28 protein-coding genes are annotated in these 26,307 nt (G+C 62.3%); 18 read left to right on the forward strand and 10 right to left on the reverse strand.

What is annotated here, in order from left to right; genetic code table 11:
• Positions 1–134: 134 nt before the first annotated feature.
• Entirely contained in the window at positions 135–2,030 is a 1,896-nt protein-coding gene (gene exaA / locus GYA95_RS07725; protein WP_043935556.1) for a quinoprotein ethanol dehydrogenase, read from the reverse strand.
• A gap of 254 nt (positions 2,031–2,284) precedes the next feature.
• Between exaA and pedF the strand changes: the two genes are divergently transcribed.
• The 10 genes from pedF (at position 2,285) to GYA95_RS07775 (ending at position 12,799) form a co-directional block, all read left to right on the forward strand.
• The gene (gene pedF / locus GYA95_RS07730; RefSeq protein WP_013972175.1) at positions 2,285–2,746 is read left to right on the forward strand and encodes a cytochrome c-550 PedF; all 462 of its coding nucleotides are present in this window, start codon (positions 2,285–2,287) and stop codon (positions 2,744–2,746) included.
• Between the two features lie 5 nt (positions 2,747–2,751).
• Positions 2,752–3,627 carry a substrate-binding periplasmic protein gene (locus GYA95_RS07735; protein ID WP_161551364.1) on the forward strand — a complete coding sequence of 292 codons (876 nt, stop codon included), beginning with the start codon at positions 2,752–2,754 and terminating at the stop codon, positions 3,625–3,627.
• A gap of 162 nt (positions 3,628–3,789) precedes the next feature.
• The gene (locus GYA95_RS07740) at positions 3,790–4,557 is read left to right on the forward strand and encodes a quinoprotein dehydrogenase-associated SoxYZ-like carrier (protein ID WP_015270052.1); all 768 of its coding nucleotides are present in this window, start codon (positions 3,790–3,792) and stop codon (positions 4,555–4,557) included.
• 40 nt (positions 4,558–4,597) lie between these two features.
• On the forward strand, positions 4,598–5,536 hold the full coding sequence (locus tag GYA95_RS07745) for a quinoprotein relay system zinc metallohydrolase 1 (protein ID WP_015270053.1): 939 nt from the start codon (positions 4,598–4,600) through the stop codon (positions 5,534–5,536).
• A gap of 162 nt (positions 5,537–5,698) precedes the next feature.
• Complete coding sequence (gene pedH, locus GYA95_RS07750; protein WP_043935557.1) at positions 5,699–7,483, forward strand: PQQ-dependent alcohol dehydrogenase PedH; 1,785 nt, start codon at positions 5,699–5,701, stop codon at positions 7,481–7,483.
• 162 nt (positions 7,484–7,645) lie between these two features.
• Complete coding sequence (exaC, locus tag GYA95_RS07755; RefSeq protein ID WP_015270055.1) at positions 7,646–9,166, forward strand: acetaldehyde dehydrogenase ExaC; 1,521 nt, start codon at positions 7,646–7,648, stop codon at positions 9,164–9,166.
• A 272-nt stretch (positions 9,167–9,438) separates the two neighbouring features.
• Entirely contained in the window at positions 9,439–9,510 is a 72-nt protein-coding gene (gene pqqA / locus GYA95_RS07760; protein WP_003253598.1) for a pyrroloquinoline quinone precursor peptide PqqA, read from the forward strand.
• Positions 9,511–9,562: 52 nt separating this feature from the next.
• Positions 9,563–9,835 carry a pyrroloquinoline quinone biosynthesis peptide chaperone PqqD gene (gene pqqD / locus GYA95_RS07765; protein WP_003257646.1) on the forward strand — a complete coding sequence of 91 codons (273 nt, stop codon included), beginning with the start codon at positions 9,563–9,565 and terminating at the stop codon, positions 9,833–9,835.
• A gap of 89 nt (positions 9,836–9,924) precedes the next feature.
• Positions 9,925–11,088: an alcohol dehydrogenase-like regulatory protein ErcA gene (gene ercA, locus GYA95_RS07770; RefSeq protein WP_013972181.1), complete on the forward strand. Its 1,164-nt coding sequence runs from the start codon at positions 9,925–9,927 to the stop codon at positions 11,086–11,088.
• The gene (locus GYA95_RS07775) at positions 11,072–12,799 is read left to right on the forward strand and encodes a PAS domain-containing hybrid sensor histidine kinase/response regulator (RefSeq protein WP_015270056.1); all 1,728 of its coding nucleotides are present in this window, start codon (positions 11,072–11,074) and stop codon (positions 12,797–12,799) included. Before ercA ends, GYA95_RS07775 begins: the two co-directional genes overlap by 17 nt.
• Positions 12,800–13,036: 237 nt before the next feature.
• Here GYA95_RS07775 and GYA95_RS07780 read toward each other — a convergent pair whose 3' ends face one another.
• A complete protein-coding gene (locus GYA95_RS07780; protein ID WP_015270057.1) occupies positions 13,037–14,689 on the reverse strand; it encodes a SulP family inorganic anion transporter in 1,653 nt (550 codons plus the stop codon).
• Between the two features lie 766 nt (positions 14,690–15,455).
• Here GYA95_RS07780 and GYA95_RS07785 point away from each other — a divergent pair.
• The 3 genes from GYA95_RS07785 (at position 15,456) to xth (ending at position 17,264) form a co-directional block, all read left to right on the forward strand.
• Positions 15,456–16,070, forward strand: a complete 615-nt coding sequence (locus tag GYA95_RS07785) for a hypothetical protein (RefSeq protein ID WP_161551472.1) — start codon at positions 15,456–15,458, stop codon at positions 16,068–16,070.
• Between the two features lie 160 nt (positions 16,071–16,230).
• Positions 16,231–16,473, forward strand: coding sequence for a hypothetical protein (locus GYA95_RS07790; protein WP_003257678.1), 243 nt, complete (start codon positions 16,231–16,233; stop codon positions 16,471–16,473).
• Positions 16,470–17,264: an exodeoxyribonuclease III gene (gene xth / locus GYA95_RS07795; RefSeq protein ID WP_015270059.1), complete on the forward strand. Its 795-nt coding sequence runs from the start codon at positions 16,470–16,472 to the stop codon at positions 17,262–17,264. The genes GYA95_RS07790 and xth overlap by 4 nt, the downstream gene beginning before the upstream one ends.
• Before the next feature lie 18 nt (positions 17,265–17,282).
• Here xth and GYA95_RS07800 read toward each other — a convergent pair whose 3' ends face one another.
• The 6 genes from GYA95_RS07800 to GYA95_RS07825 form a co-directional block, all read right to left on the reverse strand.
• Entirely contained in the window at positions 17,283–17,711 is a 429-nt protein-coding gene (locus tag GYA95_RS07800) for a hypothetical protein (protein ID WP_015270060.1), read from the reverse strand.
• A 26-nt stretch (positions 17,712–17,737) separates the two neighbouring features.
• Positions 17,738–18,847, reverse strand: a complete 1,110-nt coding sequence (locus GYA95_RS07805; RefSeq protein WP_015270061.1) for a mechanosensitive ion channel family protein — start codon at positions 18,845–18,847, stop codon at positions 17,738–17,740.
• 86 nt (positions 18,848–18,933) lie between these two features.
• Entirely contained in the window at positions 18,934–19,107 is a 174-nt protein-coding gene (locus GYA95_RS07810) for a hypothetical protein (protein WP_023661905.1), read from the reverse strand.
• A 45-nt stretch (positions 19,108–19,152) separates the two neighbouring features.
• Positions 19,153–19,398, reverse strand: coding sequence for a hypothetical protein (locus GYA95_RS07815; RefSeq protein WP_015270062.1), 246 nt, complete (start codon positions 19,396–19,398; stop codon positions 19,153–19,155).
• Positions 19,398–19,862 carry a hemerythrin domain-containing protein gene (locus tag GYA95_RS07820; protein ID WP_004376291.1) on the reverse strand — a complete coding sequence of 155 codons (465 nt, stop codon included), beginning with the start codon at positions 19,860–19,862 and terminating at the stop codon, positions 19,398–19,400. Before GYA95_RS07820 ends, GYA95_RS07815 begins: the two co-directional genes overlap by 1 nt.
• A 432-nt stretch (positions 19,863–20,294) precedes the next feature.
• On the reverse strand, positions 20,295–20,798 hold the full coding sequence (locus GYA95_RS07825; protein WP_013972207.1) for a CinA family protein: 504 nt from the start codon (positions 20,796–20,798) through the stop codon (positions 20,295–20,297).
• Between the two features lie 186 nt (positions 20,799–20,984).
• On the opposite strand from GYA95_RS07825, the gene GYA95_RS07830 reads away from it, so the two are divergent.
• Entirely contained in the window at positions 20,985–21,218 is a 234-nt protein-coding gene (locus tag GYA95_RS07830; RefSeq protein WP_015270063.1) for a PLDc N-terminal domain-containing protein, read from the forward strand.
• 296 nt (positions 21,219–21,514) lie between these two features.
• On the opposite strand, the gene GYA95_RS07835 is transcribed toward GYA95_RS07830, so the two are convergent.
• Entirely contained in the window at positions 21,515–22,714 is a 1,200-nt protein-coding gene (locus GYA95_RS07835; RefSeq protein ID WP_015270064.1) for a zinc-dependent alcohol dehydrogenase, read from the reverse strand.
• 226 nt (positions 22,715–22,940) lie between these two features.
• Here GYA95_RS07835 and GYA95_RS07840 point away from each other — a divergent pair, with 226 nt between their 5' ends.
• Positions 22,941–23,636 (forward strand): DUF2238 domain-containing protein, encoded by a 696-nt coding sequence (locus tag GYA95_RS07840; RefSeq protein ID WP_052329214.1) that lies wholly within the window; start codon positions 22,941–22,943, stop codon positions 23,634–23,636.
• 350 nt (positions 23,637–23,986) lie between these two features.
• The gene (locus tag GYA95_RS07845; protein WP_015270066.1) at positions 23,987–24,472 is read left to right on the forward strand and encodes a glycine zipper domain-containing protein; all 486 of its coding nucleotides are present in this window, start codon (positions 23,987–23,989) and stop codon (positions 24,470–24,472) included.
• A gap of 50 nt (positions 24,473–24,522) precedes the next feature.
• Here the strand turns inward: GYA95_RS07845 and GYA95_RS07850 are convergent, their stop codons facing one another.
• Positions 24,523–25,353, reverse strand: a complete 831-nt coding sequence (locus GYA95_RS07850; RefSeq protein ID WP_015270067.1) for an AraC family transcriptional regulator — start codon at positions 25,351–25,353, stop codon at positions 24,523–24,525.
• Between the two features lie 130 nt (positions 25,354–25,483).
• On the opposite strand from GYA95_RS07850, the gene GYA95_RS07855 reads away from it, so the two are divergent.
• Together GYA95_RS07855 and grxC are read left to right on the forward strand one after the other, a co-directional pair.
• The gene (locus tag GYA95_RS07855) at positions 25,484–26,002 is read left to right on the forward strand and encodes a carboxymuconolactone decarboxylase family protein (protein WP_013972212.1); all 519 of its coding nucleotides are present in this window, start codon (positions 25,484–25,486) and stop codon (positions 26,000–26,002) included.
• 13 nt (positions 26,003–26,015) lie between these two features.
• The gene (gene grxC, locus GYA95_RS07860) at positions 26,016–26,270 is read left to right on the forward strand and encodes a glutaredoxin 3 (protein WP_015270068.1); all 255 of its coding nucleotides are present in this window, start codon (positions 26,016–26,018) and stop codon (positions 26,268–26,270) included.
• Positions 26,271–26,307: the final 37 nt, after the last annotated feature.

The following is a 26,307-nucleotide window of genomic DNA, read 5'->3' on the forward strand; positions in this document are numbered from 1 at the left end:
GCTTTACGGCCCATCGCCGGCAAGCCAGCTCCCACAGAAACTGCGCAACCCTTGAGACCTGCGCTGTACCTGTGGGAGCTGGCTTGCCGGCGATGGGCTGCCTCGTAGCCCCAGTGATGCGTCAACTCATGCAGTCAACGCTGTGCAGTCTTGTTGTCCCAGCTTGGGATCTTGAACACCCAGAACGAACCGCCCTGGGCCACCGGTTTGGTCAGTTCGGCCATGTCGCCGCCCCACAGCGGTACCGCGCCGCCGTAGCCCACGGTCACGCCGATGTACTGCTCGCCGTCCTGTTCCCAGGTGATCGGCGGCGAGACGATGCCGCTGCCGGTCTGGAACTTCCACAGCTCCTTGCCCGTCTTGGCGTCGAAGGCCTTGAAAAAGCCGTCGCCGGTGCCGGTGAACACCAGGTTGCCCTTGGTCGCCAGCACGCCGGCCCACAGCGGCAGGTGCTCCTTGTGCTCCCAAACCAGCTTGCCGGTGGTCGGGTCCATGGCGCGCAGGGTGCCGACGTGGTCGTCGTACATGCGCTTGATGCGGAAGCCCATGCCCAGGTAGGCCGAGCCCTTCTTGTAGTTCACTTCCTCGGTCCAGTACTCCTCCTTCCACTGGTTGCCGGGGATGTAGAACAGGCCGGTGTCCTGGCTGTAGGCCATGGGGTTCCAGTTCTTGCCACCCAGGAACGGTGGCGAGACTTCCACCGGCTTGCCCTTGGTTTCGCCCGGCAGCGGTTTGGCCGGGCGTTGACCGGGGTTCTCCACCGGGCGCCCGGTCTTGAGGTCGATGTGGCTGGCCCAGGTGATGTTGTCGACGAAGGGGAACGCGTTCTGCAGTTTGCCGTTGCTGCGGTCCACCACATAGAAGAAACCGTTGCGGTCGGCGTGGCCGGTGGCCTTGACCTGCTTGCCGTCCTTGTCCTTGTAGTCGAACAGCACCAGTTCGTTGTTGCCGGAGAAATCCCAGGCATCGTTGGGTGTGTGCTGGTAGAACCACTTCACCTCACCGGTGCTTGGGTCGACGCCGACCTGCCCTGAGGTATACAGGCTGTCGAAGTCTTGCGGGTTGCCATCCTTCGAGGTGCGCGCCCAGGTGTTCCAGGGGCCGGGGTTGCCGGCGCCGACAATGATGGTATTGGTCTCGGGGTCGAAGCTGGCGCTTTGCCAAGGGGCGCCGCCGCCATGGCTCCAGGCTTCGACCTTGCCGGTTTCGGTGGTGGGGTCGTCCGGCCAGGACGGCGCCTTGACGTCACCGGTCGGCGTGCTGTCCTTGCCGTTCAGGCGGCCCATGTGGCCCTCGACGAAGGGCCGCATCCACACCTCTTCACCGGTGTCCGGGTCGCGGGCGAACAGTTGGCCGACCACGCCGAATTCATCGCCGGAGCTGCCGTGGATCAGCAGTACCTTGCCGCTGGTCTTGTCCTTGATCAGCACCGGGGCACCGGTCATGGTGTAGCCGGCGGCGTGGTCGCCGAATTTCTTGTTCCACACCACTTTGCCGGTGCGCTTGTCGAGGGCGATGACCCGCGCGTCGAGGGTGCCGAAGTAGATCTTGTCGCCGTAGATCGCTGCGCCGCGGTTGACCACATCGCAGCAGGGGCGAATGTTGTCCGGCAGGCGGTGGTTGTAGGTCCACAGGCGCTTGCCGGTTTTCGCATCGAGGGCGAACACCCGCGAATAGGAGCCGGTGACGTAGACCACGCCGTCGCTGACGATGGCCTGGGATTCCTGGCCGCGTTGTTTCTCGTCGCCGAAGGAATAGGACCACGCCGGGGTCAGCTTGAACACGTTCTTGTCATTGACCTGGGCCAATGGGCTCCAGCGCTGGGCGTTGGTACCCATGCCGTACTGCAGCACATCCTGGGTGGTCAGGTGGTCGTTGGCGATGTCTTCCCACGTCACGTTCTTGCTGGCAGGTGCCGCAGGGGTGGTGGCTGCCGTGGCCACGCTGCCCAGGGCCAGGCTACCGGCCAGCAGCAAGGCTCGCACGCTCAGGGCCAGAGGGGAAAGGGCGGGTAGCGTTCTTGTTGTCATGGTTGCAGTTCCCAGTGGAGGTTTTGGCCTGCACAGGGTGGGACGGGGCGGGCCTTGCGGGATACGGAAAAAGTCCCGCCCTTGCCGGGAATAGTTCCCACGGGGCACCTCATTTGGCCGTTCGCCACAAGCCCTACTACCAAGGGAGTAAGGCGCGGCCACCAAAGCAGCATTCGGCCGCCTGCGGGCTGTTTCTAAGATGGCGACACGGCCTCTGTGGTTGAGGCCTTGCGTGCAATCGTGAGGGCATAAAAATGACAACAAAACGCAACGTCTTGCTGGCTGCCGGGCTGCTTGCCAGTGCAGTGCTGACCGGCACTGCCTGGGCACATGGCAATGTGGTGCCCCAGGCCGTGGAAACCAAGGGCCTGACCCCGATCAAGGACGCTGGCGTAACCCTGGACGGCGATGGCTGGGCAGCGGTCAACCCGTACCGCAGCTCTCCCGAGCACGACAAGGCCGTGGAGATCGGTGCCTCGGCCTACAACCAGAACTGCGCCGCCTGCCATGGCCTGGAGGCCAAGTCGGGGGGCATCGCCCCGGATCTGCGCATGCTCGATGCCGGCGAGGCCGGGGATGAGTGGTTCGTCGAGCGGGTACGCCACGGTGCGGTCCGCGACGGCCGGGTGTACATGCCGAAGATGGCCGACTACCTGAGCCAGGAGGCCCTGTGGGCGGTGCGCACCTACCTGGACAGCGTGCACGTCGAGGAATGACGGCCATGCGTCTGTTGGCGGTGCTGTTCAGTGGCTTGCTGCTGTGCTGCGCGGCGGCGCAGGCGCAGGTGCGCAACTACGACGCGATCATCGCCGCCGGCGAATTGAAGGTGGCTGTGTACAAGGACTTTGCGCCCTACAGTTTCGAGGACCACGGCCAGCCGCGAGGTGTCGACGTGGTGCTGGCGCAGGCCCTGGCCACGGCGTTGGGGGTGCGCTTGCAGCTGATCTGGGCGCCACCCGGGGAAAAGCTCGACGACGATCTGCGCGACTACATCTGGCGCGGCAGCCCGTTGCGCCACCAGCAACTGGCCGACCTGATGATGCGGGTGCCATACGACCATGCCTATGCGCAGCGGCGCAACGAGGTAGGCGAGCTGGAAAACGCCCAGGTGGTCATGTTCGGCCCTTATCAGGAGGAGCGCTGGCAGGTCGCCTATGATCGCCGCCGCCTGCCCTCGGTGGCCAGTGTCGCGGTGTTCCAGCAGCACCCGATCGGGGTCGAGGTGGACAGCGTGCCGTCGTTCTACCTGACTTCTGTGTTCAACGGCATGCTCAGTGCCAGGACCCATCATTACCCCAATGTGCAGCAAGCTTTCGGCGCCATGCAGGCCGGCCAGGTGGACGCGGTGATGGCGATGCGCGGCGAAGTTGACTGGCAACTGCATCAAGCCGCCGACCCGCAGCTGGCCCTGGCGGAAAACGCCTACCCGAACCTTGGCAAGCAGGCCTGGGAGATCGGCATGGCGGTGCATGAAAGCAACCGGCAGCTGGCCTATGCGGTGGAGGAAGCGCTTGAGACGCTGATTCGTGATGGGCGGATGAAGGCGATTTATGCCAGTTATGGCCTGCGTTACCAGGTGCCGGAAATGTATCAGTAGCGCTGGTGCGACCCCTGTGGTAGCGGGCTTGTCGAGGCGTCGAACCGCCGCGAACACGGGCGAAGCCCGTGCCATCCACCGCGCCGCCTGCTTCGCGGGCATGCCCGCTCCCACAGGGATCATGCTGGCTCAACGGATAACTGTTTCATCAAGGAGTGGGCGATGAACTGGCGAGCGACTTTCCTGCTGGCCTGCTGGATGCCCTGGGCCGCACAGTCCCAGGCCAGCGAGCCGAGTAACCACAAGGACCCGGTGCCGTCGGTGATGTGGGACTTCTACCACAAGCAGCTGCTGGGCCAGGCCGCATTCGTGTTCGATGATCGGGTCAAGCTGCTGGCGCCACCCTTTGCCGAGGACGCACGCCAGGTGCCGTTGGAGATCGACGCTCGGGCGTTCAGCGGCGAAGTGGTGCGGATCATTGCCTGGGCCGAACTCAACCCGCTGCCGCGTATCGTCGACTTCCAGCCTGGCGAGCGCGTGCTGCCCTGGTTGTCGATCCGCATCCGCGTCGAACAGGCCACACCGCTGCGTGCCGCGGTGCTGACCCGCGACGGCCTGTGGCATGTCGGCTCGACCCTGATCGATGCTGCCGGCGGCGGTTGTACCGCGCCCAGCGTGGTACGCACTCAGCCCGGCTGGGAGGAACACCTCGGTGAAGTCCTGGGCGGGCGCTACCCGCGCGGCGACAGCAGCCGCTTGCGCCTGCAGGTGGCTCACCCCATGGACAACGGCCTGGTCAGCGGCATTCCCGAATTCTTCCTCAACCATGCCGAGTTGCAAGGCGCGGACGGCCAGCGCCTGGCCAGCCTGGAACTGTACCCGGCGGTCAGCGAAAACCCCAACCTGGGCTTCGACATCCAGGGTCCCGGGCCGACCCGGTTGGTGTTGCAGGACAACAGCGGCAACCAGTTCGAGGCGGCAGTGCCCTGAACGCGTTGCCCGACTCCATCCCTGACCAGAGGCGCCCGTCATGCGTTGCATTCTGCTGTTGCTACTGTGCCTGGGCCTGCCGGCCTGGGCAGACCTGGACTATCGGCTCAAGCCCCGGCAGATCGCCGAAGGCACCTGGCTGCTGGAGGGCAGCACCGACAATTTCGCCAAGGATAACGGCGGCAATATCGTCAACACCGCGTTCATCGTCACCGACAACGGGGTGGTGGTTATCGACAGCGGGCCGTCGAAACGCTACGGCGAAGCATTGCGCCAGGCCATTGCCGCCACCACCGACAAGCCGGTGGTCGAAGTGCTGCTGACCCATCATCACCCCGACCATGTGCTGGGCAACCAGGCCTTTGCCGATGTGCCCATCGGCGCCCTGGCCGGTACCGGCGAGCTGTTGCGCCAGCAGGGGGAGGCCATGGCCGAGAACATGTACCGCCTGGTTGGCGACTGGATGCGCGGTACCGAGGTGGTGCTGCCGACCCGTGTGCTGGAGCCAGGTATTCACGAGGTGGGTGGGCACCGCCTGCGGCTGCTGGCGCTGGGCGGGCACACCGGTGCCGACCTGGCGATTCTGGATGAAAGCACCGGTGTGCTGTTCGCCGGCGACCTGGTGTTCTACGAGCGCGCATTGACCACGCCCAACAGCCCGGGGCTGGAGGTGTGGCTGAAGGACCTGGACACCTTGCAAGCGCTGCCCTGGAAGCAGCTGGTGCCTGGTCATGGCCCGCTGGCCAGCGATGCCCGGCCGTTTGCCCAGATGCGTGATTACCTGGGCTGGCTGGACGGGCTGATGCGCGACGGCGCGGCGCGTGGCGATGACATGGCCGAGATGATCCGCAGCCCCATACCCGAACGGTTTGCTGCTATCAGCCTGACCCGTTACGAGCTGATTCGCAGTGTCAGCCACTTGTACCCCCGTTACGAACGCCAGCAGCTGCGGCGTGTCGACGCCAAGCCCCCTATCTGAGGGTGTAACACGGCCCCCTGTGGGACCGCGCAAGTTCACTGCTACCAAGGAACTAGAAAACTCAGCACTGCGGGCAATTGTTGGCAAGCAGGTCGGGACCAAGAATTCCCGACACACCGGGAAGTTTTCCCGGATACAACAAAAAAACCAAAGGTAGCCGTCATGACCCGATCCACACGTCGTCCCGTGTTCGCCTTGAGCCTGGTGCTCAGCGCCATGCTGCTTGCCGGTGCAGCCCACGCCGCTGTCAGCAATGAAGAAATTCTCCAGGACCCGAAGAACCCGCAGCAGATCGTGACCAATGGCCTGGGCGTGCAGGGCCAGCGCTACAGCCCGCTGAACCTGCTCAATACCGACAACGTCAAGGACCTGCGGCCGGTCTGGGCATTTTCCTTCGGTGGTGAGAAGCAGCGCGGCCAGCAGGCCCAGCCGCTGGTCAAGGACGGGGTGATGTACCTGACCGGCTCCTACTCACGGGTGTTCGCCGTGGACGCCCGTACCGGCAAGAAACTGTGGCAATACGATGCGCGCCTGCCCGATGACATCCGCCCGTGCTGCGACGTGATCAACCGCGGCGTGGCGCTGTACGGCAACCTGGTGTTCTTCGGCACCCTCGATGCCAAGCTGGTGGCGCTGAACAAGGACACCGGCAAGGTGGTATGGAGCAAGAAAGTGGCCGACCACAAGGAAGGCTACTCCATCAGCGCCGCGCCGATGATCGTCAACGGCAAGCTGATCACCGGCGTCGCCGGCGGCGAGTTTGGCGTGGTGGGCAAGATCCAGGCCTACAACCCGGAAAACGGCGAGCTGCTGTGGATGCGCCCGACCGTGGAAGGGCACATGGGCTACGTGTACAAGGACGGCAAGGCGATCGAAAACGGCATTTCTGGCGGCGAGGCGGGCAAGACCTGGCCCGGCGACCTGTGGAAGACCGGTGGTGCGGCGCCTTGGCTGGGCGGCTACTACGACCCGGAAACCAACCTGATCCTGTTCGGCACCGGCAACCCGGCGCCGTGGAACTCGCACCTGCGCCCGGGCGAAAACCTGTATTCCTCTTCGCGCCTGGCCCTGAACCCCGACGATGGCACCATCAAGTGGCACTTCCAGAGCACGCCGCATGACGGCTGGGATTTCGACGGCGTCAACGAGCTGATCTCGTTCAACTACAAGGACGGCGGCAAGGAGGTCAAGGCCGCCGCTACCGCTGACCGCAACGGCTTCTTCTACGTGCTGGACCGCACCAACGGCAAGTTCATCCGCGGCTTCCCCTTCGTCGACAAGATCACCTGGGCCACCGGCCTGGACAAGGACGGCCGGCCAATCTACAACGAGGCCAGCCGGCCGGGGGCGCCGGGTAGCGAGGCCAAGGGCAGCTCGGTGTTCGTCGCCCCGGCGTTCCTCGGGGCCAAGAACTGGATGCCGATGGCCTACAACAAGGACACCGGGCTGTTCTATGTGCCGTCCAACGAGTGGGGCATGGACATCTGGAACGAAGGCATCGCCTACAAGAAGGGCGCGGCGTTCCTCGGTGCCGGCTTCACCATCAAGCCGCTCAACGAAGACTACATTGGCGTGTTGCGCGCCATCGACCCGGTCAGCGGCAAGGAAGTGTGGCGCCACAAGAACTATGCGCCGCTGTGGGGCGGGGTGCTGACCACCAAGGGCAACCTGGTGTTCACCGGCACGCCGGAAGGCTTCCTGCAGGCCTTCAACGCCAAGACCGGCGACAAGGTCTGGGAGTTCCAGACCGGTTCCGGCGTGCTCGGTTCGCCAGTGACCTGGGAAATGGACGGCGAGCAGTACGTTTCGGTGGTTTCCGGTTGGGGCGGCGCGGTGCCGCTGTGGGGCGGTGAAGTGGCCAAGCGGGTCAAGGACTTCAACCAGGGCGGCATGCTCTGGACCTTCAAGCTGCCCAAGCAACTGCAAACGGCAAGCGCCAGTCGCTAAGCCGACAACCTGCCGCTTGCTGCCAGGGACCCTGTGGCAAGCGGCCCTACTACCAAATGACGAGAGCCCCGCTGCCAACGATGCATTCGCCCGGCAGGCGGGGCTTTTTACCATCGGCTCATCGCCTGTCGCTGGACAGGCATCGACCCACAGAGGCTCAGCATGATCTACGCACAACCCGGAACCCCAGGCGCCATCGTGTCCTTCAAGCCACGCTACGGCAATTTCATCAACGGCGAATTCGTGCCGCCGCTGGGCGGCCAGTACTTCACCAACAGCTCGCCGGTCAATGGCCAGCCGATTGCCGAGTTCCCGCGCTCCGGCGCCCAGGACATCGAGCAGGCCCTGGACGCCGCGCATGCCGCTGCCGAGGCCTGGGGCAAGACCTCGGTGCAGGACCGCGCCCTGGTACTGCTGAAGATCGCCGACCGCATCGAACAGAATCTCGAAGTACTGGCCGTTACCGAGAGCTGGGACAACGGCAAGGCCGTGCGCGAAACCCTCAACGCCGACGTGCCGCTGGCGGCGGACCACTTCCGCTACTTCGCCGGCTGCATCCGTGCCCAGGAAGGCGGCGCCGCCGAAATCAACGAGGGCACCGTGGCCTACCACATCCACGAGCCATTGGGCGTGGTCGGGCAGATCATTCCATGGAACTTCCCGCTGCTGATGGCCGCCTGGAAACTCGCCCCGGCGCTGGCAGCCGGCAACTGCGTGGTGCTCAAACCGGCGGAGCAGACGCCGTTGTCGATCACCATTTTCGCCGAGCTGATCGCCGACCTGCTGCCAGCAGGCGTGCTGAACATCGTCCAGGGCTTTGGCCGCGAAGCCGGTGAGGCCCTGGCCACCAGCAAGCGCATCGCCAAGATCGCCTTCACCGGTTCCACCCCGGTGGGCTCGCACATCATGAAGTGCGCGGCCGAGAACATCATCCCGTCCACCGTCGAACTGGGCGGCAAGTCGCCGAACATCTTCTTCGAAGACATCATGCAGGCCGAGCCCGCGTTCATCGAAAAGGCAGCCGAAGGCCTGGTGCTGGCGTTCTTCAACCAGGGTGAAGTGTGCACCTGCCCGTCGCGGGCGCTGATCCAGGAATCGATCTACGAGCCGTTCATGGCCGAGGTGATGAAGAAGATCGCCAAGATCACCCGTGGCAACCCGCTAGACACCGCGACCATGGTCGGCGCCCAGGCCTCGGAGCAGCAATACGACAAGATTCTTTCCTACTTGCAGATTGCCCGGGAGGAGGGCGCGCAGCTGCTCACCGGTGGCGCTGCCGAGCGGCTCGACGGCGACCTGGCCAGCGGTTACTACATCCAGCCGACCCTGCTCAAGGGCAACAACAAGATGCGCGTGTTCCAGGAGGAGATCTTCGGCCCGGTGGTGGGCGTGACCACCTTCAAGGACGAAGCCGAAGCCCTGGCGATCGCCAACGACAGCGAGTTTGGCCTGGGCGCGGGGCTGTGGACCCGTGACATCAACCGTGCCTACCGCATGGGCCGCGGGATCAAGGCCGGGCGCGTGTGGACCAACTGCTACCACCTGTACCCGGCGCATGCCGCGTTCGGTGGCTACAAGAAGTCCGGGGTGGGCCGCGAGACGCACAAGATGATGCTCGATCACTACCAGCAGACCAAGAACCTGCTGGTGAGCTACGACATCAACCCGTTGGGCTTCTTCTAAAACCTGGGATGGCCTCGGGGGCTGCCTTGCAGCCCATCGCAGGCAAGCCAGCTCCTACAGGGACAGCGCAGGCCATGGATCTCGCGCAATCCCTGTGGGAGCGGGCGAGCCCGCGAAGAGGCCGGCAATGCCATGCACAAATCCACAGCAGCTCCGTGTTACCCCTACCAACGCACCCCGCAAACCTGTCCCAAAGTAGCATTCGGCCCCGTCGCCCCTCGTGCATTAATGCCTCTACCGGAATCGCCCGGCACCAAGAAGAGGAATGCCCCATGTGGACTAAACCCGCCTTTACCGACCTGCGCATCGGCTTCGAAGTGACGATGTACTTCGCCAATCGTTGATGCCTGTCCGGCCATCAGCGCGATGGCCGGTTCTTCATTGAGCATGCCCGTTGTGAACCTGATCGATCGCGAACAAGCCCTGGCCTTGCGCAAGGGCTTCCGCCTGCGCTGGGAGCCCTGCCGGGCCTGCCATGTGCTGCTGTACCCGGAGGGCACCATCGAACTCAATGCCAGTGCCGGCTGGGTGCTCGAGTTGCTGGACGGCCGGCGCAGCGTGGCGGCGGTCATCGACCGCCTTGCACAGCGCTTCCCCGGGGTGCCGGGGCTGGACGAGGACATCCTGGCGTTCCTGGAGGTGGCCCGTGCCAAGTACTGGATCGAATGAGCCCTGGCCAGGCTTTGGTCTGGTTGCTTTCGCTGCGGGATGCTTTACGCTGGCGGTTACCTTCCAGAACAATAAGAACAGGCTTCCCGATGAGCCAGAGTTTCAGCCCGCTTCGCAAGTTCGTTTCGCCCGAGATCATCTTTGGTGCCGGCTGCCGGCATAATGTTGCCAATTACGCCAAGACCTTCGGTGCGCGCAAGGTGCTGGTGGTCAGCGACCCCGGTGTGATTGCCGCCGGTTGGGTGGCGGACGTGGAGGCCAGCCTGCAGGCCCAGGGCATCGACTACTGCCTGTACAGCGCCGTATCGCCCAACCCGCGTGTGGAAGAGGTGATGCTTGGCGCCGAGATCTACCGGCAGAACCACTGTGATGTGATCGTCGCGGTCGGCGGCGGCAGCCCGATGGATTGCGGCAAGGCCATCGGCATCGTGGTCGCCCACGGGCGCAGCATCCTCGAATTCGAAGGCGTGGACATGATCCGTGTGCCCAGCCCGCCGCTGATCCTGATCCCGACCACGGCCGGCACCTCGGCGGACGTGTCGCAGTTCGTGATCATTTCCAACCAGCAGGAGCGCATGAAGTTCTCCATCGTCAGCAAGGCGGTGGTGCCGGACGTGTCGCTGATCGACCCGCAAACCACCCTGAGCATGGACCCGTTCCTGTCGGCCTGCACCGGTATCGATGCGCTGGTGCATGCCATCGAAGCCTTCGTTTCCACCGGCCACGGCCCGCTGACCGACCCCCATGCGCTGGAAGCCATGCGCCTGATCAATGGCAACCTGGTGGAGATGATCGCCAACCCCACCGATATCGCCCTGCGCGAGAAGATCATGCTGGGCAGCATGCAGGCAGGGCTGGCGTTTTCCAATGCGATTCTGGGTGCGGTCCACGCCATGTCGCACAGCCTGGGCGGGTTCCTCGACCTGCCGCATGGCCTGTGCAATGCGGTGCTGGTGGAACACGTGGTGGCGTTCAACTACAGCTCGGCACCGGAGCGTTTCAAGGTGATTGCCGAAGTGCTGGGTATCGACTGCCGCGGCCTCAACCACCGGCAGATCTGCGCACGCCTGGTGGAGCACCTGATCGCGCTCAAGCGTGCCATCGGCTTCCATGAAACCCTGGGCCTGCACGGCGTGCGCACGGCCGATATCCCGTTCCTGTCGCAACATGCGATGGACGACCCGTGCATCCTCACCAACCCGCGTGCGTCGAGCCAGCGTGATGTCGAGGTGGTCTATGGCGAGGCCCTCTGACGAGCAGCAACGGGCGCTGGCCGGGCTGCTGGGGCTGGGTGACCACTCGGCGCGCAAGAGCCATTACCCGGAGCTGGCTGCGCGCCTGGACGAACTGGAGGCCGAACGCAACCGCTACAAGTGGCTGTTCGAAAACGCCGTGCACGGGATTTTCCAGGCCAGCCTGCAAGACGGCATGCGTGCCGCCAACCCGGCGTTGGCACGCATGCTGGGTTACGACAACCCGCAAGCGTTGCTGTTTCCGCTGACGGACCTTGCCGCCAACCTGTTTGTTGGCGGGGCCGAAGAGTTGCACGCCATCACCGCGACCCTCGCCCGTGAACGCAGCCTGCACGGTTATGAAACCCGCTTGCGGCGCAAGGACGGCAGCCACCTCGATGTGTTGATGAACCTGTTGCTCAAGCCAGGTCAGGAAGGGCTGGTGGAAGGGTTTGTCGCCGACATCACCGAACGCAAGCTGGCCCAGCAGCGCCTGCAGCAACTGAATGACGAGCTCGAGCAACGGGTGGCTGCCCGTACCGATGAGCTGCTGGAGGCCAACCGCAACCTGCAACAGCAGATCGCCGAGCGCAAACAGATCGCCCGCGCCCTGCGCGATGCCCGCGACGCCGCGGAAACCGCCAACCGCAGCAAGGACAAGTACCTCGCTGCCGCCAGCCATGATCTGCTGCAACCGCTGAATGCCGCGCGGCTGCTGATCTCGACCTTGCGCGAAAGACCGCTGCCAGAAGCGGAAAAAGTGCTGGTGGAGCGTACCCATCAGGCGCTGGAGGGCGCTGAAGACCTGCTGACCGACCTGCTGGACATTTCCCGGCTCGACCAGGCGGCGGTCAAGCCGGACGTGGCGCTGTACCGCCTCGACGAGCTGTTCGGGCCACTGGTCTCGGAGTTCCGCACGGTGGCCGATGCGGCAGGCCTGAAGTTGCGTGCGCGCATTGCCGACTACGCCATCAGCACCGACCTGCGGCTGATGACGCGTATCCTGCGCAACTTTCTCAGCAACGCCTGCCGTTATACCGATGAGGGCAGGATTCTGCTGGGCGCCAGGCGCCGCGGCGATCACTTGCGCCTGGAGGTGTGGGATACCGGGCGGGGCATCGCGGCCGATCGGCTGCAGGCCATTTTCCTCGAGTTCAACCAACTTGACGTAGGCCGTGCCGCCGATCGCAAGGGTGTGGGGCTGGGGCTGGCGATCGTCGAGCGGATCGCCAAGATCCTCGGCTATCGCGTCGAGGTGCGTTCATGGCCGGGGCGTGGCTCGATGTTCAGTATCGACGTGCCGATCGGCGAAGCCATGCCGCTGCCTATCCACCAGGCCGCGCCGCAGCCTGGCGCCGGCAACCCGTTGCCGGGCCGCCGCCTGCTGGTACTGGACAACGAAGTGAGCATCCTCGAGAGCATGGGCGCGCTGCTCGGGCAGTGGGGCTGCGAAGTGGTTACCGCGACCGACCAGGCCGGGGCCTTGCTGGCCTTGCAGGGGCGGGCACCGGAATTGATCCTGGCGGATTTTCACCTGGACCACGGTGTCGTCGGCTGCGAGGTGGTCAGGCATTTGCGTGAACATTTCGGCGCCGCCATTCCCGCGGTGATCATCACTGCCGACCGCAGCGATCAGTGCCGACGCTCCTTGAACAAGCTCGGTGCGCCGTTGCTGAACAAGCCCGTCAAACCGGGGAAGTTGCGTGCGGTGTTGAGCCAGTTGCTGGGCTGAAGCCTCAACCCCATGGCCTTGCGCGTACCTCTGTAGGAGCAGCCTTGTGCTGCGAAGAGGCCCGTACTGATTATGCATATCTGTTGCTTGTACCGGCCTCTTCGCAGCACAAGGCTGCTCCTACAGGGGGGGGCCGCGCAGTGCCAGGTGGCTGTTCCTGAAATGGGACTCTGTATGGCCTTTCAATACAAGCGACTGGACAAGAATAACGCCGCTGTACTGCTGGTGGATCACAAGTCAGTTGTGTGCCGCTGGTGCCTTTGCCTCCAGCAGGGCGGTACCGAGCATTTGGTGATAGTGCCCGGGGCCAAGCAGGCGCAAGATTCCGGCCTTTTCGAGCTTGCCAAGCACCTTGCCGTTGGCTTCGCACAGTTTCACCACGATCTGGCGTTCATGCAGTTGCTGGATCACTTCCTCCAGGGTCTGCAGCCCGGTGATATCCATGAAGGGCACCCGCTTCAGGCAAATTACCAGCAGTTCAGGGTCGGTATGCGTTTGTGACAGGGCGCGCTCGAAGGTTTCAGCGGCGCCAAAGAACAGCGGGCCTTCGATGGTGTACACCAGCACGCCGGGGGGCAGCGATTTCTGGCCGTTGCTGTGCAGTTCATTGGCCAGTTCCTCTTCGACCACCTGCTGGACTTCGACGGACGATGCCATGCGGCGCATGAACTGAAGCATGGCGAGGATGACGCCGATATTCACGGCGATCACCAGGTCGCTGAACACCGTCAAGGTGAAGGTGACGAGCAGGATGGCGATGTCGGCTCGCGGTGCGCGCTGCAGCATGCGCTTGAAATGCTTCAGCTCGCTCATGTTGTAGGCGACGACGAACAGGATCGCTGCCAGTGCGCAGAGTGGAATGTTCGACGCCAGTGGCGCCAGGAACAGAATGATCAGTACCAGTGTCAGCGCATGGATGATGCCGGCCAACGGCCCGGTAGCACCATTGCGGATGTTGGTCGCTGTCCGGGCAATGGCACCTGTGGCGGCAAAGCCCCCGAACAGCGGCACTACCAGGTTGGCGACCCCTTGGCCGATCAATTCCTGGTTCGAGTCGTGCCTGGTCCCTGCCATGCCGTCGGCGACGACAGCCGAGAGCAATGATTCGATGGCCCCCAGCATGGCGATCGCAAATGCTGGCCCGATCAGTTCGATCACCCGCGCCAGGGAGACTTCGGGCCAGGTCAGTGACGGCAAACCTTGTGGGATCGCCCCGAAGGCGGTGCCGATGGTAGCCACACCGTCAAAATGGAACAGGGATTGGACGAGCGTCGCGAACACCATGGCTACCAGTGGCCCGGGCAGGCGTTTCAGCACGGGCAGCCTTGGTGCCAGGATCAGCAAAGCAAGGCTGCATGTCGCGAGCAGCGTCGTGGCAATGTGGAGGTCCGGCAGGGCTAGCAACAGATGCCACAGTTTTTCGTGGAAGTGCCCACCTTCGATTACGGGCAGGCCGAAGAAGTCACGCCATTGCCCAACCCAGATGATGATGCCGATGCCGGCGGTGAAACCTACGATCACCGGGTCGGGAATGAACTTGATGACTGCACCCAGGCGGGTAATGCCAAGCACCAGCAGTATGGCGCCAGCCATCATCGTGGCCAGTTGAAGGCCTTCCACTCCGTACTTCGCCGTCACCCCTGCGAGGATCACGATGAAGGCCCCGGTTGGTCCGGCGATCTGCAATCGACTGCCGCCCAGCAAGGAAACCAGCAGCCCGCCTATGATCGCCGTGTAGATGCCTTGCTCCGGCTTGACCCCGGAAGCGATGGCGAAGGCCATGGCGAGGGGCAGCGCAACAACCCCGACGATGAGGCCGGAGACAAGGTTGCGCATCCAGTGTTCACGCTTGAACAGGCCGGCGTTCCAGGCTTCGCGAACCGCGATCATTGCAGGCTCCTTGATAAGGTGCATGCACATAGTATTTAGCATGCCATGGGCCTGTTGTGCCTCTGAACGAACTGATCGAGCTGAACGAGGCGGAGCAGGGCAGGCGCGGCATCTGCACCCTCAAATGTGAAGGCGTTGTGCGGGTCCAGATTCACGATGTCTCGCACGCTTCCTTCCGACCGCCCGTGATGATCGGAATGTAGCTTGCCGGGCCTGACTGATGGCACTTCAGGCACGGTCACCTGCAAAGCGATAACTGCGAAACAGCAGGATAGAGCGTCCAAAGACACTTGCTAAGTTTGGATCCAGTTGTTGGTAAAACTTTCCATTCGGTCAAATTACAACAACTTAGCAAACTAACTAACTTGATTTAGTGTGCCGCCTGTCGGTCGTTTTGCTCGAGAAATGAACGATTTGGATGACACTGACTCCTATTTGCCAGCAGGTGCGTTCAATGTGATTGCACCTCGCGCCTTTCCCCAGAACTTATGGACGATCAACCTCATCGGCATTGCAGGGATGCTCATGGGGCTTTTTTATTCCTGAATAGTGGAGTATTGCCATGCCCAACCGAGGCTCTTCGGGTGAGCCACCGCGTATATTGAGTGACAATCTGCTTTTTCATTTAACGATTAGAATTTGGCTCTGTCGTTGCGATTAAATCGTTCGCACACCTATTTCAAAGCCATCTAGCGCTAACGCATTGCGTGGAGAAAATGTCGTGGAGATTAATACAATTATTAGCCTGTTCGGGCAGAAAGAATCCATGGAGCTGGTGCGGTTGTCTGTTATTTACGTCCATTTATTGGCCTGTTGCATTGCCATCGGCATGGTATTCGCCAGTGACGCCGAGATGGTCAGGAACTTGTTGAAGGGTCATAAAGAAACTGGGCATGACAGTAAGCATATGACGAGCTTGCAGAAGTCCGTGGCCAATGCCCTGATATTCTTGTGGTTCACGGGTGCCGCAGTGATTGGAATTGACTACCTTGATAAAGGTATGAACTATTTTGCCAATCCTAAACTTCAAGCGAAGGTCATTATTGTCATGTTGCTGACCTTCAATGGCATGCTGTTGCATCGTTATGTATTGCCTGCCCTGCTCAAAGCAGGCAACTTGCTGGACCTTAATTTTGGCGTGCGGATGTTCGCACTGTTCTCCGGCGCACTGTCGGGTGTGTCCTGGCTGTATGCGGCGATGCTGGGTGTTGGCCGCCCACTGGCCTGGAAATACTCGCTGACCGAGTTGCTGCTGGCCTATCCGGTACTGATCCTGCTGGGCTTTGCCATGATGGCTGCCCTGACCCAGTGGGCACGCAAACGCAGCCAGGCCGAACCAGCTCCAGCGCCTGTCTGGCGACTGGCAGGCATTCCTACCTGATTGCCTGAGTAACGCTTCGGTTGCGCCGCGAACCGGGAAACCTGGTTCGCGGCGAGCTCGTTTCATGCGCAGCCTCTGGGCGGTTCGACTGGCGGCATTGAATTTGAACGTCGCCCAATGGTGGGGCTCTTAATGCAAAGGACACCGTGAGGGCTCCATCATGAGCATTGAACGCAGCATCCCCGAGCTCGAAGCCTGGTACGCCCAATACGACGACATCAGTTACCGCCGTGAGTCGCCGGATGCCTACCACCATGAACTGCTACGCACGGCCGAGGCGCTGCGTGACGATGGTGCCATCGACTGGGACGACTGGCTGGCACTCAAGGCATTGGCCGATGACGCCCATGTGCGCGCCCTGGAAGATGCCGTGCAGGCCCATGTGAGCGACCCCGACGCATGAAAGCGCTTAAGATTGCCACGTTCAACATCAACGGCATTCGTAGCCGACTGCCGGCACTGCTGGCCTGGCTGGAGCGGGAAAGGCCTGACATTGCCTGCCTGCAGGAGCTCAAGGCGGCGGATCAGCAGTTTCCTCACCAGGCGCTGGAAGCGGCGGGGTACGGCAGCCTCTATCAAGGGCAGCCTTCGTGGAACGGTGTGGCCATTCTGTCGCGAGGCAGCGAACCACTGGAAGTACGGCGTGGCCTGCCTGGCATGGAGGACGACAACCAGAGCCGCTACCTCGAAGCCGCGGTGCACGGGGTGCTGGTGGCTTGCCTGTACCTGCCGAACGGCAACCCGCAACCGGGGCCGAAATTCGATTACAAGCTCCGCTGGTTCGAGGGCCTGATCGAGCATGTCAAAGGGCTGCATGACGGTGGCCATCCCGCGGTGCTGGCGGGCGATTTCAATGTGGTGCCAACCGATATGGATATCTACGACACGCGCTCCTGGATGAAGGACGCGCTGCTGCAGCCCGAATCACGTGCGTGCTACCAGAAACTGCTGAATCAAGGCTGGGTCGACGCCATTCGCCATCTGTATCCGGACGAGCGCATTTACACCTTCTGGGATTATTTCCGCAACCACTGGGCACGCAACGCCGGTTTACGTATCGACCACCTGCTGCTCAACCCCGAGCTCGCGCCCTACCTGAAGCGGGCTGGTGTCGATGCCTGGGTGCGTAACGAACCCAAGGCCAGCGACCATGCGCCCGTCTGGATCGAGCTGGGCACGCGTCGCCGGCCATAGGGCAGTTCGAGCGAACCTTCAACTACCGGAACCACCGCTGGAGCCCGAACCACCAGAGCCTCCGGTCCCGCTACCCGTCCCGGTGCCGCGTTCCGATCCACTGCGGTCACTACCGGATCGGTCGGTGGTGCCATCGCCACCGGTATTGTCAGTGTCATTGCCATCGGTTCCGCCGGAACCTGTCCCCATGGCATCCGCAGGCGTGCCGGAGCCGGTCGCTCCGCCTTGGTTGCTCATGTGCCCACTGTCATGCGGCTGCGTGCCAGGAGCACGCTGATCGTTCAGGTCGGTGGCTGCCAGCACCACAGGTGCGCTGAGCCCCAGGCACAGCACGAGCAGTAACGAATGAGGCTTCATGATCTTCATGGCGATACTCCGTTGCGGGTTGGTCACCTTCTGTTCGGCCTGCATCACCCACGGGCGTGCCGTGAAATCGACGGAATGCATGGAGCGCTGACATGCACGGGGGCGGGTTACCCCACGTGAATACTTTGAGGCCCGCGCTTCGATTCTTCTGGCAAGGCCGTGACCTTGATCGCGCGTACCGGTACGGCGAATTTTGCACCTACCTTCGAGAAGCGCTCGAGCAGGTGGAAATTGATCGCTTGCTGGATGTCCATGTACAGGTTGTAGCCCGGGTCCTTGACGATATACACGCACTCGAATTCCAGCGCCTCCTTGCCGAAGCCGCGCAGGTGGGCACGGTCGAAGCGCACCTGCTGTTGTGCCTTGATCGCTTCCTCGACGATGGCGGGTGCCTTTTTCACGGCCTCGGTTGGCGTGTCGTACGACAGGCCGAACTCGAACACGATCCGTCGTTCCTGCAGGCGCTTGTAGTTCTGGATGGTGCTGCTGATCATGCTGGCATTGGCCATGACGATCTGCTCGCCGCCCAGGCTGCGGATGCGTGTGGTCTTCAGCCCCACGTGCTCCACCGTGCCGGCCAGCGGGCCGATGACGATGAAATCGCCCACCTCGAACGGCTTGTCGACGGCGATGGACAACGAGGCGAACAGGTCGCCGAGGATGTTCTGCACGGCCAGTGCAACAGCGATACCGCCTACCCCCAGGCTGGCGACGAAGGCGGTGATGTTCACGCCCAGGTTGGACAGCATCGCCAGCAGCACCACTGACCACAACAGTACCCGCGCACCCCATGCCGACAGCGTGGCCAGCGCGCTGCCCTGGTTCAAGCCGTCGGTGCGATGCCGGGCGAAGTAGCGACTCAGGCCCAGGCCGATGGCGCGGTTGGCCCACAGCCCGATCTGCAATGCCGCGACCACGAACCACAGGCTACCGACCCGGGTCAGCCAGCGCTCGGGCAGGTCGAGCATGCTCAGGCCCACCAGCAGCGAGGCGAGGAACAGCAGAAAATTGCTGGTCCCGGCGAGCACCTTGGCCAGCACCTGGCATAGCGCGCCGTCATGCTCGGACCAGCGCCTGACCCGATGCAGCATGAAACTGATGGCCGCCCGCGCCACGACGAATGTCAGCAGCGCTACCGTCAGTGCCAGCAATAAATTAAGAACGGAAACTCCGAACAGTGTGGTATCGGTGAACAAGGCGATGATGCGATCACTCATGAGACACTTGCCTCCTTCCATAGGATTGGGTGACTGGTGGAGCGGCATTGCCGGCGAAGCAGGCAATGCCGCTCGCCAGGTGAGCCTCAGCCGTCGGACTGCTCCTCTGGCGGCACCTGGCCTTCGGGCCAGTCGGGTGCTTCCTTCTCCTGTTCCTGTTCCTGTTCCTGTTCCTGTTCCTGTTCCTGTTCAGGCACAGGCTCGCCCGGGTTGTGGGGTACTTCGTCCACGTACGGGTCGGGTTGGTTGGGGTCGATCATGGTCTGGCTCCTCGCCGTTGGGCTTTCTGGCATGTGTCCGGGCGTTCAGCCCGACTCCACGGCAGTGTTTTTCTTCCAGCCCCGCAGGTTCATGGCGCACAGGCAACCCTGCAGGATGATCAGCGCCCAGGCTTGCGCCTGCCACCCCCAGGCGGCCCACAGCACGTTGCTGGCAATGAAGCAGCAGAAACCCAGCTTGCGCCGGCCTGGGCGCCGTGAGCCGATGCACCACGCAGCAAGTACCGTCAGGGCCATGGCAGGCCATTCAAGAAAGTCGATCCAGGCTTCCATCACGCAGCACGCTGTTCGCCCTTGAGCAGTTTTTTCTGCGCTTCCATGGCCTGGCCGAGCTCATCCAGTTGCTGCTTGCCCAGCAACTTGCGGGCGGTCGGAAACAGCTCGCTTTCTTCTTCCTCGATATGGTGTTCCAGCAGTTCCTTCATCACTTTGACCCGCCCGGCGAACTCGACGGTGCCGGTTTCGGTTTGCAGCAGGTCCGGCAGCACCAGGGAGTCCACGGTGCGGTGTTCCTCCTTGGCTTCGTAGTACATCTTCGCTTCTTCCTTGCCGCCGGCCTGCTTGATGGCCGGGTACAGGATTTCTTCTTCCAGGGCGGTATGGATGCTTACCTCCTGCTTGATGCGTTCGAGCAACTCGGCGCGCTTTTTCACCGCGCGCTCAGTGGTGGAGGAGAGTTCCTCCAGCAGCTTCTTCACCAGCTCATGGTCCTGGATCAGCAAATCGATAGCGTTCATGCGACACCTCTTCGGGGCTGAAAAATTCACGATTGCCTTCGATGGAGTAGGGGCCGCGCGCCAAGGTTCAAAGCGGATGATCAGCGTACTGCTGTCGCGAAAGGCGGCTCTCACCGGAATCCGTGCAGGTTGCGCCGGCCAGGCAGGGTCACTCCTGCGGAATGAAAATGCACTGCGCTGCCTGGGCCGGCGCTGACAACACCTTCGAGAGTGCCGACATGTTCGCTGCGCAGGGTCAGGTATGAGCGGACCGTTGCCGAACAGCCCGGCCAGGCCCAGCAGCACCACCAGCACCAGCGCGTACCATCCGACCCGTTCGAATCGCCAGACCCGCTGCTGCATGCGCATGTCATCCTCGACGGGGTAATGCCTTGAAGCCAGCTCGTCTTCGTCCATGCTCGCAGCCTCTCACGCAGCCCCTTACGTTGCCCCTCAGGCGCGCTCACCGCGCAGCCAGCGTTGGTGGTAATGGGCCAGGTGCGACAACCCGTACAGCGCGCCCTGGCGGATTACATCCGCGCGCTCGCCAAAAAAGCGCTGGCTGCGTGTGAATACCGCCAAAGGCTCGCCGGCAAAGGCCCAGGCAAAGCACACAGTGCCCGGGGCGATGCCATCCTGCGGCTGTGGCCCGGCGACTCCCGTGCTGGCGATGGCGACGGTGGCGTCGCTGTCTTTCAATGCGCCGAGGGCCATCTCCCAGGCTACCGCCTCGCTGGTCAGGCCGTAGCGTTCGATAGTCTGTGGGCTGACGCCGAGCAGGCGTTTCTTGGCGCTTGGCGAGTACACCACGTAGCCGCTTTCCAGAACCTCGCCGGTCCCCGGCACTGCTGCCAACAGCGCAACCATGGCACCGGCCGTGCAGGATTCTGCGGTGGTCAGTACCAGCTTGTGGGCTTTGAGGTAATCAAGGGCCTCGAGTACGGGGTCGGTCGTCATGGCCGGTCACTCGTGCGTTGTTTTCTTGTGGACGTGTTTCCTGTGGGATTGGTTCATTGCTTGGGTGCCACCCATCAATGCTGGGGAAAGCTTCCTGAACTTTGTTCCGTTTGCCGGCTTCCTCTGGGTAGGAGGGCGGCGGTGCGGACCTCGCGCTGCTGCCGGAACAACAGAGGAGAAGCGATCATGACCGAGCCTGTGACGTATTTCTGGATCGCTGTTGCGGCGATCATCGTGTTGCTCGATCTGTGGGCCATCGTCAGTGTCTTCCGCAGTGACAAGAGCGACATGACGAAGGCGATGTGGGCACTGTTGCTGTTGGTGCTGCCCGTTGTCGGCCTGGCTATCTGGGGCGTTTTCGGGCCGCGTGGGATCAAACGCGGTACCGGGCCGTCGTCGCCTGAACACAGCAAGGGGTAGGAGGGGACATGAAGAAAGGATCGGAGGCACCTCGCAGCGGAACCCAAGGTGAAGAGGAACGGGACAATGATGCGCAGCGTCCTGATGGTTCGACTGGCACGTCCCATGATTCCACTGCGCAGAAAACAGCTCGTGAGGAAACGCAACGCAAGCGTTGATCGGGTCGGCTGGAAGAACTGAATTCGCAAGCGGTCCGCGTAACCTGTGGGAGCGGCTTTAGGCGCGAAGAATCCGACGCGGTGCATGGCACCGGCTGCGCCGGTGTTCGCGGCTAAAGCCACTCCCACAGGTCCCTGCTAATGGTCAGGTCCCAATGTACCGGCAGCAGCGCCCGGCACGAGGATGACCTTGCGGCAGTCGTCCTGTTTCTGGTCGAACAGCCTGTAACCCAAAGCCGCTTCTTCCAGGGCCAGGCGATGGGTGACGATGAGTTCCGGCTCCAGGCGCCCGGCCTCGATATGTTCGAGCAGTTCAGGAAGGAACTTCTGCACGTGGGTCTGGCCCATCTTGAACGTCAGGCCCTTGTCGAAGGCATCACCAAACATGAAGGCGTGGATAAAGCCCGCATAGACCCCAGGCACGCTGACCACGCCGCCCCGGCGCACCGCGGCGATACTCTGGCGTAGCGCCTTGCCGCTGCTGCCCTCTATCTTCAGAGTGGTCAGTACCGTTTCGGTGGTACTGCCCTTGGCCTCGAAACCGACCGCATCGATGACGGCGTCCACGCCGCGCATGCCGGGGGTCAGGCGGATGATGCTGTCGGCCGGGTCGTCATCCTGCTCGAAGTTGATCGGCACCACGCCGTAGGCATCGCGGGCAAACGCCAGGCGGTAGTCATTGTCGTCGACCATGAAGATCGTCTGGGCGCCCAGCATGCGCGCGCAGGCTGCGCTCAGCAGGCCGACCGGCCCGGCGCCGTAGATGGCCACTGTCGAGCCTGGGCCGACCTGCGCATTGGTGACGGCCTGCCAGGCTGTGGGCAGGATATCCGAGAGGAACAGCACCTTGTCGTCCGGAAGGTCGGTAGGCACCTTGAACGGGCCGACGTTGGCCTTGGGCACCCGCACGAAATCCGCCTGGCCACCGGGTACGCCGCCATACAGATGGCTATAGCCGAATAGCGCCGCTCCTGGCGGGATGCCTTTCTTGTTGATGATTGCACCCCGGCCGGTGTTGGTCGTTTCGCAAGCGGCAAACTGATCGAGTTGGCAGAAGAAACAGTTGCCGCAGGCGATCACGAAGGGAATCACCACGCGGTCACCGACCTGCAGGTTGGTCACCCCGCGGCCGGTTTCCTCGACGATCCCCATGAACTCGTGGCCGAAGATATCTCCCGGCTCGGTCTGTGGAATCTTGCCATGGTAGAGGTGCAGGTCGGAGCCGCAGATGGCGGTAGCGGTGACCCGGAGGATTATATCGTCCTCGTCCTGGATGAGTGGGTCGGGGACATTGTCGACCCTGACGTCCTGGGTTCCGTGGTAAGTCAATGCTCTCATTGTTTCATCTCCTGCAGAGGCGGGGCCGGATGGTCTATGCAGGGGAAGCCAAGGAGGGAGGTAAAGTTCAGGTGGAATCATCCATCGGTAATTTTCAGTGCTACTGGCCCCACCAACATCATGAAGAACTGTCGTTGGGGGGACATGGCATCAGGTGAAACCGGCGACCGGAGGAAACTTTAGTTGCCCTGCCAGGCTCAACCGTGCTCAAGCCGAGCGTAAAACCATGAACAAGAATCCAGCATTGCAAACAAGCTTTGCCCCTTCGGCCACGCCACGCCAAGCTGCGGGCTTGCTGAAATCGGCCACGTTGCTGATGCTTGCCTCGGGGGTTGCGCCGGTTGATCGTGCGGATTGGTGGCTCGAAAACGTTTTGCCGCTGGCACTCCTGCTCACCTTGGCTGCGACCAGCCATTATTGGCGCTTTTCTCGGCATGCTTACCTGGCAATCGTGGTGATGCTGGCGATTCACGAACTAGGAGCGCATTTTACCTATGCCAAAGTCCCCTATGACGCTTGGCTGCGTGCGCTTACCGACCACTCTCTGAATGCCTGGATGGGCTGGCAGCGCAACCAGTTCGATCGTCTGGTGCATCTGAGTTACGGCCTTTTGTTCGTCCTGCCGATCAGGGAGCTGCTCCAGCGCCAGGCCCTGTTGCGAGGCGGCTGGTTGGCGTTGTGTACTGTTTCCTTCGTCCTCGCCACATCGGCGCTGTACGAGCTGCTGGAGTGGATAGGTGGCCAATACCTGGGTGATGACCAGGCACAAGCCTTTGTCGCGACCCAGCAAGACCCTTGGGATGCACAAAAGGACATGGCCCTGGCTTTGCTCGGTGCACTTGTCACCTTGTTCATCCAGTGGCTTGGGTCACGCAAGCTTTGGGGCACAAAGGTAGTGTGTCTGGAGGACAGGCACGGCTGAAGGGGCAGGACTTATCGCTGTGTAGGAGCGGCCTTGTGTCGCGAAAGGGCTGCGAAGCAGCCCCAGGGTTTCTGCGTAGACGCATAAGTTGCTGGGGCTGCTTCCGCAGCCCTTTCGCGACACAAGGCCGCTCCAGGTAGCATCCAGCGCGATCAGAACTTCAAAAGGTCTCTCCATCACTGGAAAGGCCTCTCGCAATCAGCCTGTGACTATCGAAAATCCCTTAAGTTTCCATCGGGAAAACAATAACTTGGAGAATTTTTCCAAGTCGTGTCACTCGTCGGATTTCCATTGTAAGCCCCTGTCCAGAGCCTCAGGATCGCCTCCGTATCCCTCTGAGGCTTTCACAAATGAAGTACTCCTCGATTCTGTTGTTGTCACTTGGCCTGCTGAGCGGCGTTGCGTCGGCAGGCGGCAATACCGAAGCAGGTATAGGTGGCGCATTGGGTGGAGTATTGGGCTCGGTAGTCGGCCAGTCGATCGGCGGCAGCACCGGCTCGGCAATCGGCGCCGGCCTGGGTGGTGCGGCCGGTGGTGCGGTGGGTGCCGACAAGCACAGCCGTGGCGAGGCGGCCATTGGCGGCGCACTGGGTGCAGCTGGCGGCAACGTGGTGGGTCGCAAGATGGGCGGCACCACTGGCAGCATGATCGGCGCAGCAGCCGGTGGCGGTGTGGGTGGTGCCTTGGGCAACCACATGGGCCGGGAATACGATGACGAGAGCGGGCATCGCTACCGTGATTATGACGACGATGACGACGACCGGGGCTGGCGCCGTCACCGCCACGACCGTGGCCATCATTATGGCTGGCGCAACAAACATCGCTACGACGATTGATCCCCGCGTTACAGGCCCATCGCCGGGGGCTGGACGCAGCTGTCTCTCGGCTAGGTATCATGCGTGCTCTGCTGTAGCCACTCCCTCGGGCTTGCACCCACCTTGCGGCGAAAGGTGCGGGCCAACGCAGACGGGCTTTCGTAGCCGACCTCATCGGCAATCAGGGCGATGGGGCGGCCTTCGCGCAGCCGTTTCTGGGCAAGGCTGATTCGCCAGTTCGCCAGGTAATCGGCAGGGGTGATGCCCACGGTCTCGCGAAAGTGCGCAGCAAAGCTCGCGCGCGACATGCCTGAGCGGTCAGCCAACTCTGCCACGGTCCAATTGTGCTGTGGCTCGTTATGGATACCCACGAGCGCACGGGACAGCTGTGCGTTGGCCAGCCCGGCCATCATCCCCGAAGCAATGCTGCGGCTGGCGATCAGATGGCGAAGTAGCTGAATCACCATCAACTCGAACAGCCGATTGAGAATGACATCCCGTCCACACTCGTCGCCGAAGGCTTCTTCGAACAGCCATTCGAGGGTGCCATCGAGGCCCTGCAATTCGCGCAACGGCTTGATGATGAAGTCCGGCAAGGCCTGGGTCAGCGGATTGTTGGCGCCACCATCGAACTGCAAGGTGGCGCACACCAACTCCGCTTCGTCTGCTTCGATCGCCAGCAACTGATGCTCCTGCGGACGTACCGCAAGTATCAGGCTTGGCTCCGCCAGCTCCATGAGCTGACCACGTTTGTCACTGAAGGTCAGGCGACCCGAACGAAGCAGGTGCGCGTGGCCGGAACTTTGCTGCCCATGAAAGCGGGTCGTTCCACAAAAACCACCGTGGTGGAAGGTAGACGCATGCAGGTTGAAGTGCTTGAGCAGTGTCGATAGTCGGTCCATGGGGCGCTCAGGTTTGGACGATCGGTTGCATAGATTCGACGATCTGAAGCCGAAAGGATAGTCGTCTTCCCTAGTATTGACTCCAGGCTTGATCGACAAGCTGGTTAATCACCCTACTGGAGAAACTACCATGACTCGTATCGCTGCTCTCTCGCTGGACCAGGCCCCTGCTGGCTCGCGCACTGCCCTTGAAGGCATTCAGAAAGGCCTTGGTTTCATACCCAACGCCTTCAAGACCCTGGCTCACTCCCCAGCCGCTCTCAATGGATACCTGGGCCTCGCCCAGGCTCTGGGCAAGAGCTCACTGAGCGCCGCGGAGCGTGAAGTGGTTGCGCTTGCCACCTCGGAAATCAATGGTTGCGACTATTGCCTGGCCGCACACAGCTTTTTTGGTGCCAAAGCCGGCTTGAGCGATGAGGCCATTAGCCAGGCGCGTAGTGGCACGCTCAGCGCGGTCGCCGCGCTGGCGCATCAGATCACCGAAAGCCGCGGCCAATTGAATGACGATCAGGTCGCCGCAGCACGCGAGGCTGGTCTCAGCGATGGCAAGATCGTGGAGGTGGTGGCACAGGTCACGCTGTTGACCCTGACCAACTACCTGAACAACATCGCCACCACCGATATCGACTTCCCGCCGTTGGCACACTAGGAGGGCAACCGACATGAACCAGGTGACAATCTATACCACCCAACACTGCCCTTACTGCGTGAGCGCCAAGCGACTGCTGGCGCACAAGGGGGTCAGTGCCGTGGAAATCGATATCGAGGCTTCGCCGAACCATCTGGCCGAGATGCTGCTGCGATCCAGGCGCAGGACCGTGCCGCAGGTCTTTGTGGGGAGTGTCCATGTGGGAGGTTTTGATGATCTGAAACGCCTCGATCAAAAGGGCGAGCTCGAAGCACTGCTCAGTGCCTGAAGGGCTGATTCAGCGATATTTGCCTTTGGCCGTTAGC

Source organism: Pseudomonas asiatica, assembly GCF_009932335.1.
Taxonomy (GTDB): domain Bacteria; phylum Pseudomonadota; class Gammaproteobacteria; order Pseudomonadales; family Pseudomonadaceae; genus Aquipseudomonas; species Aquipseudomonas asiatica.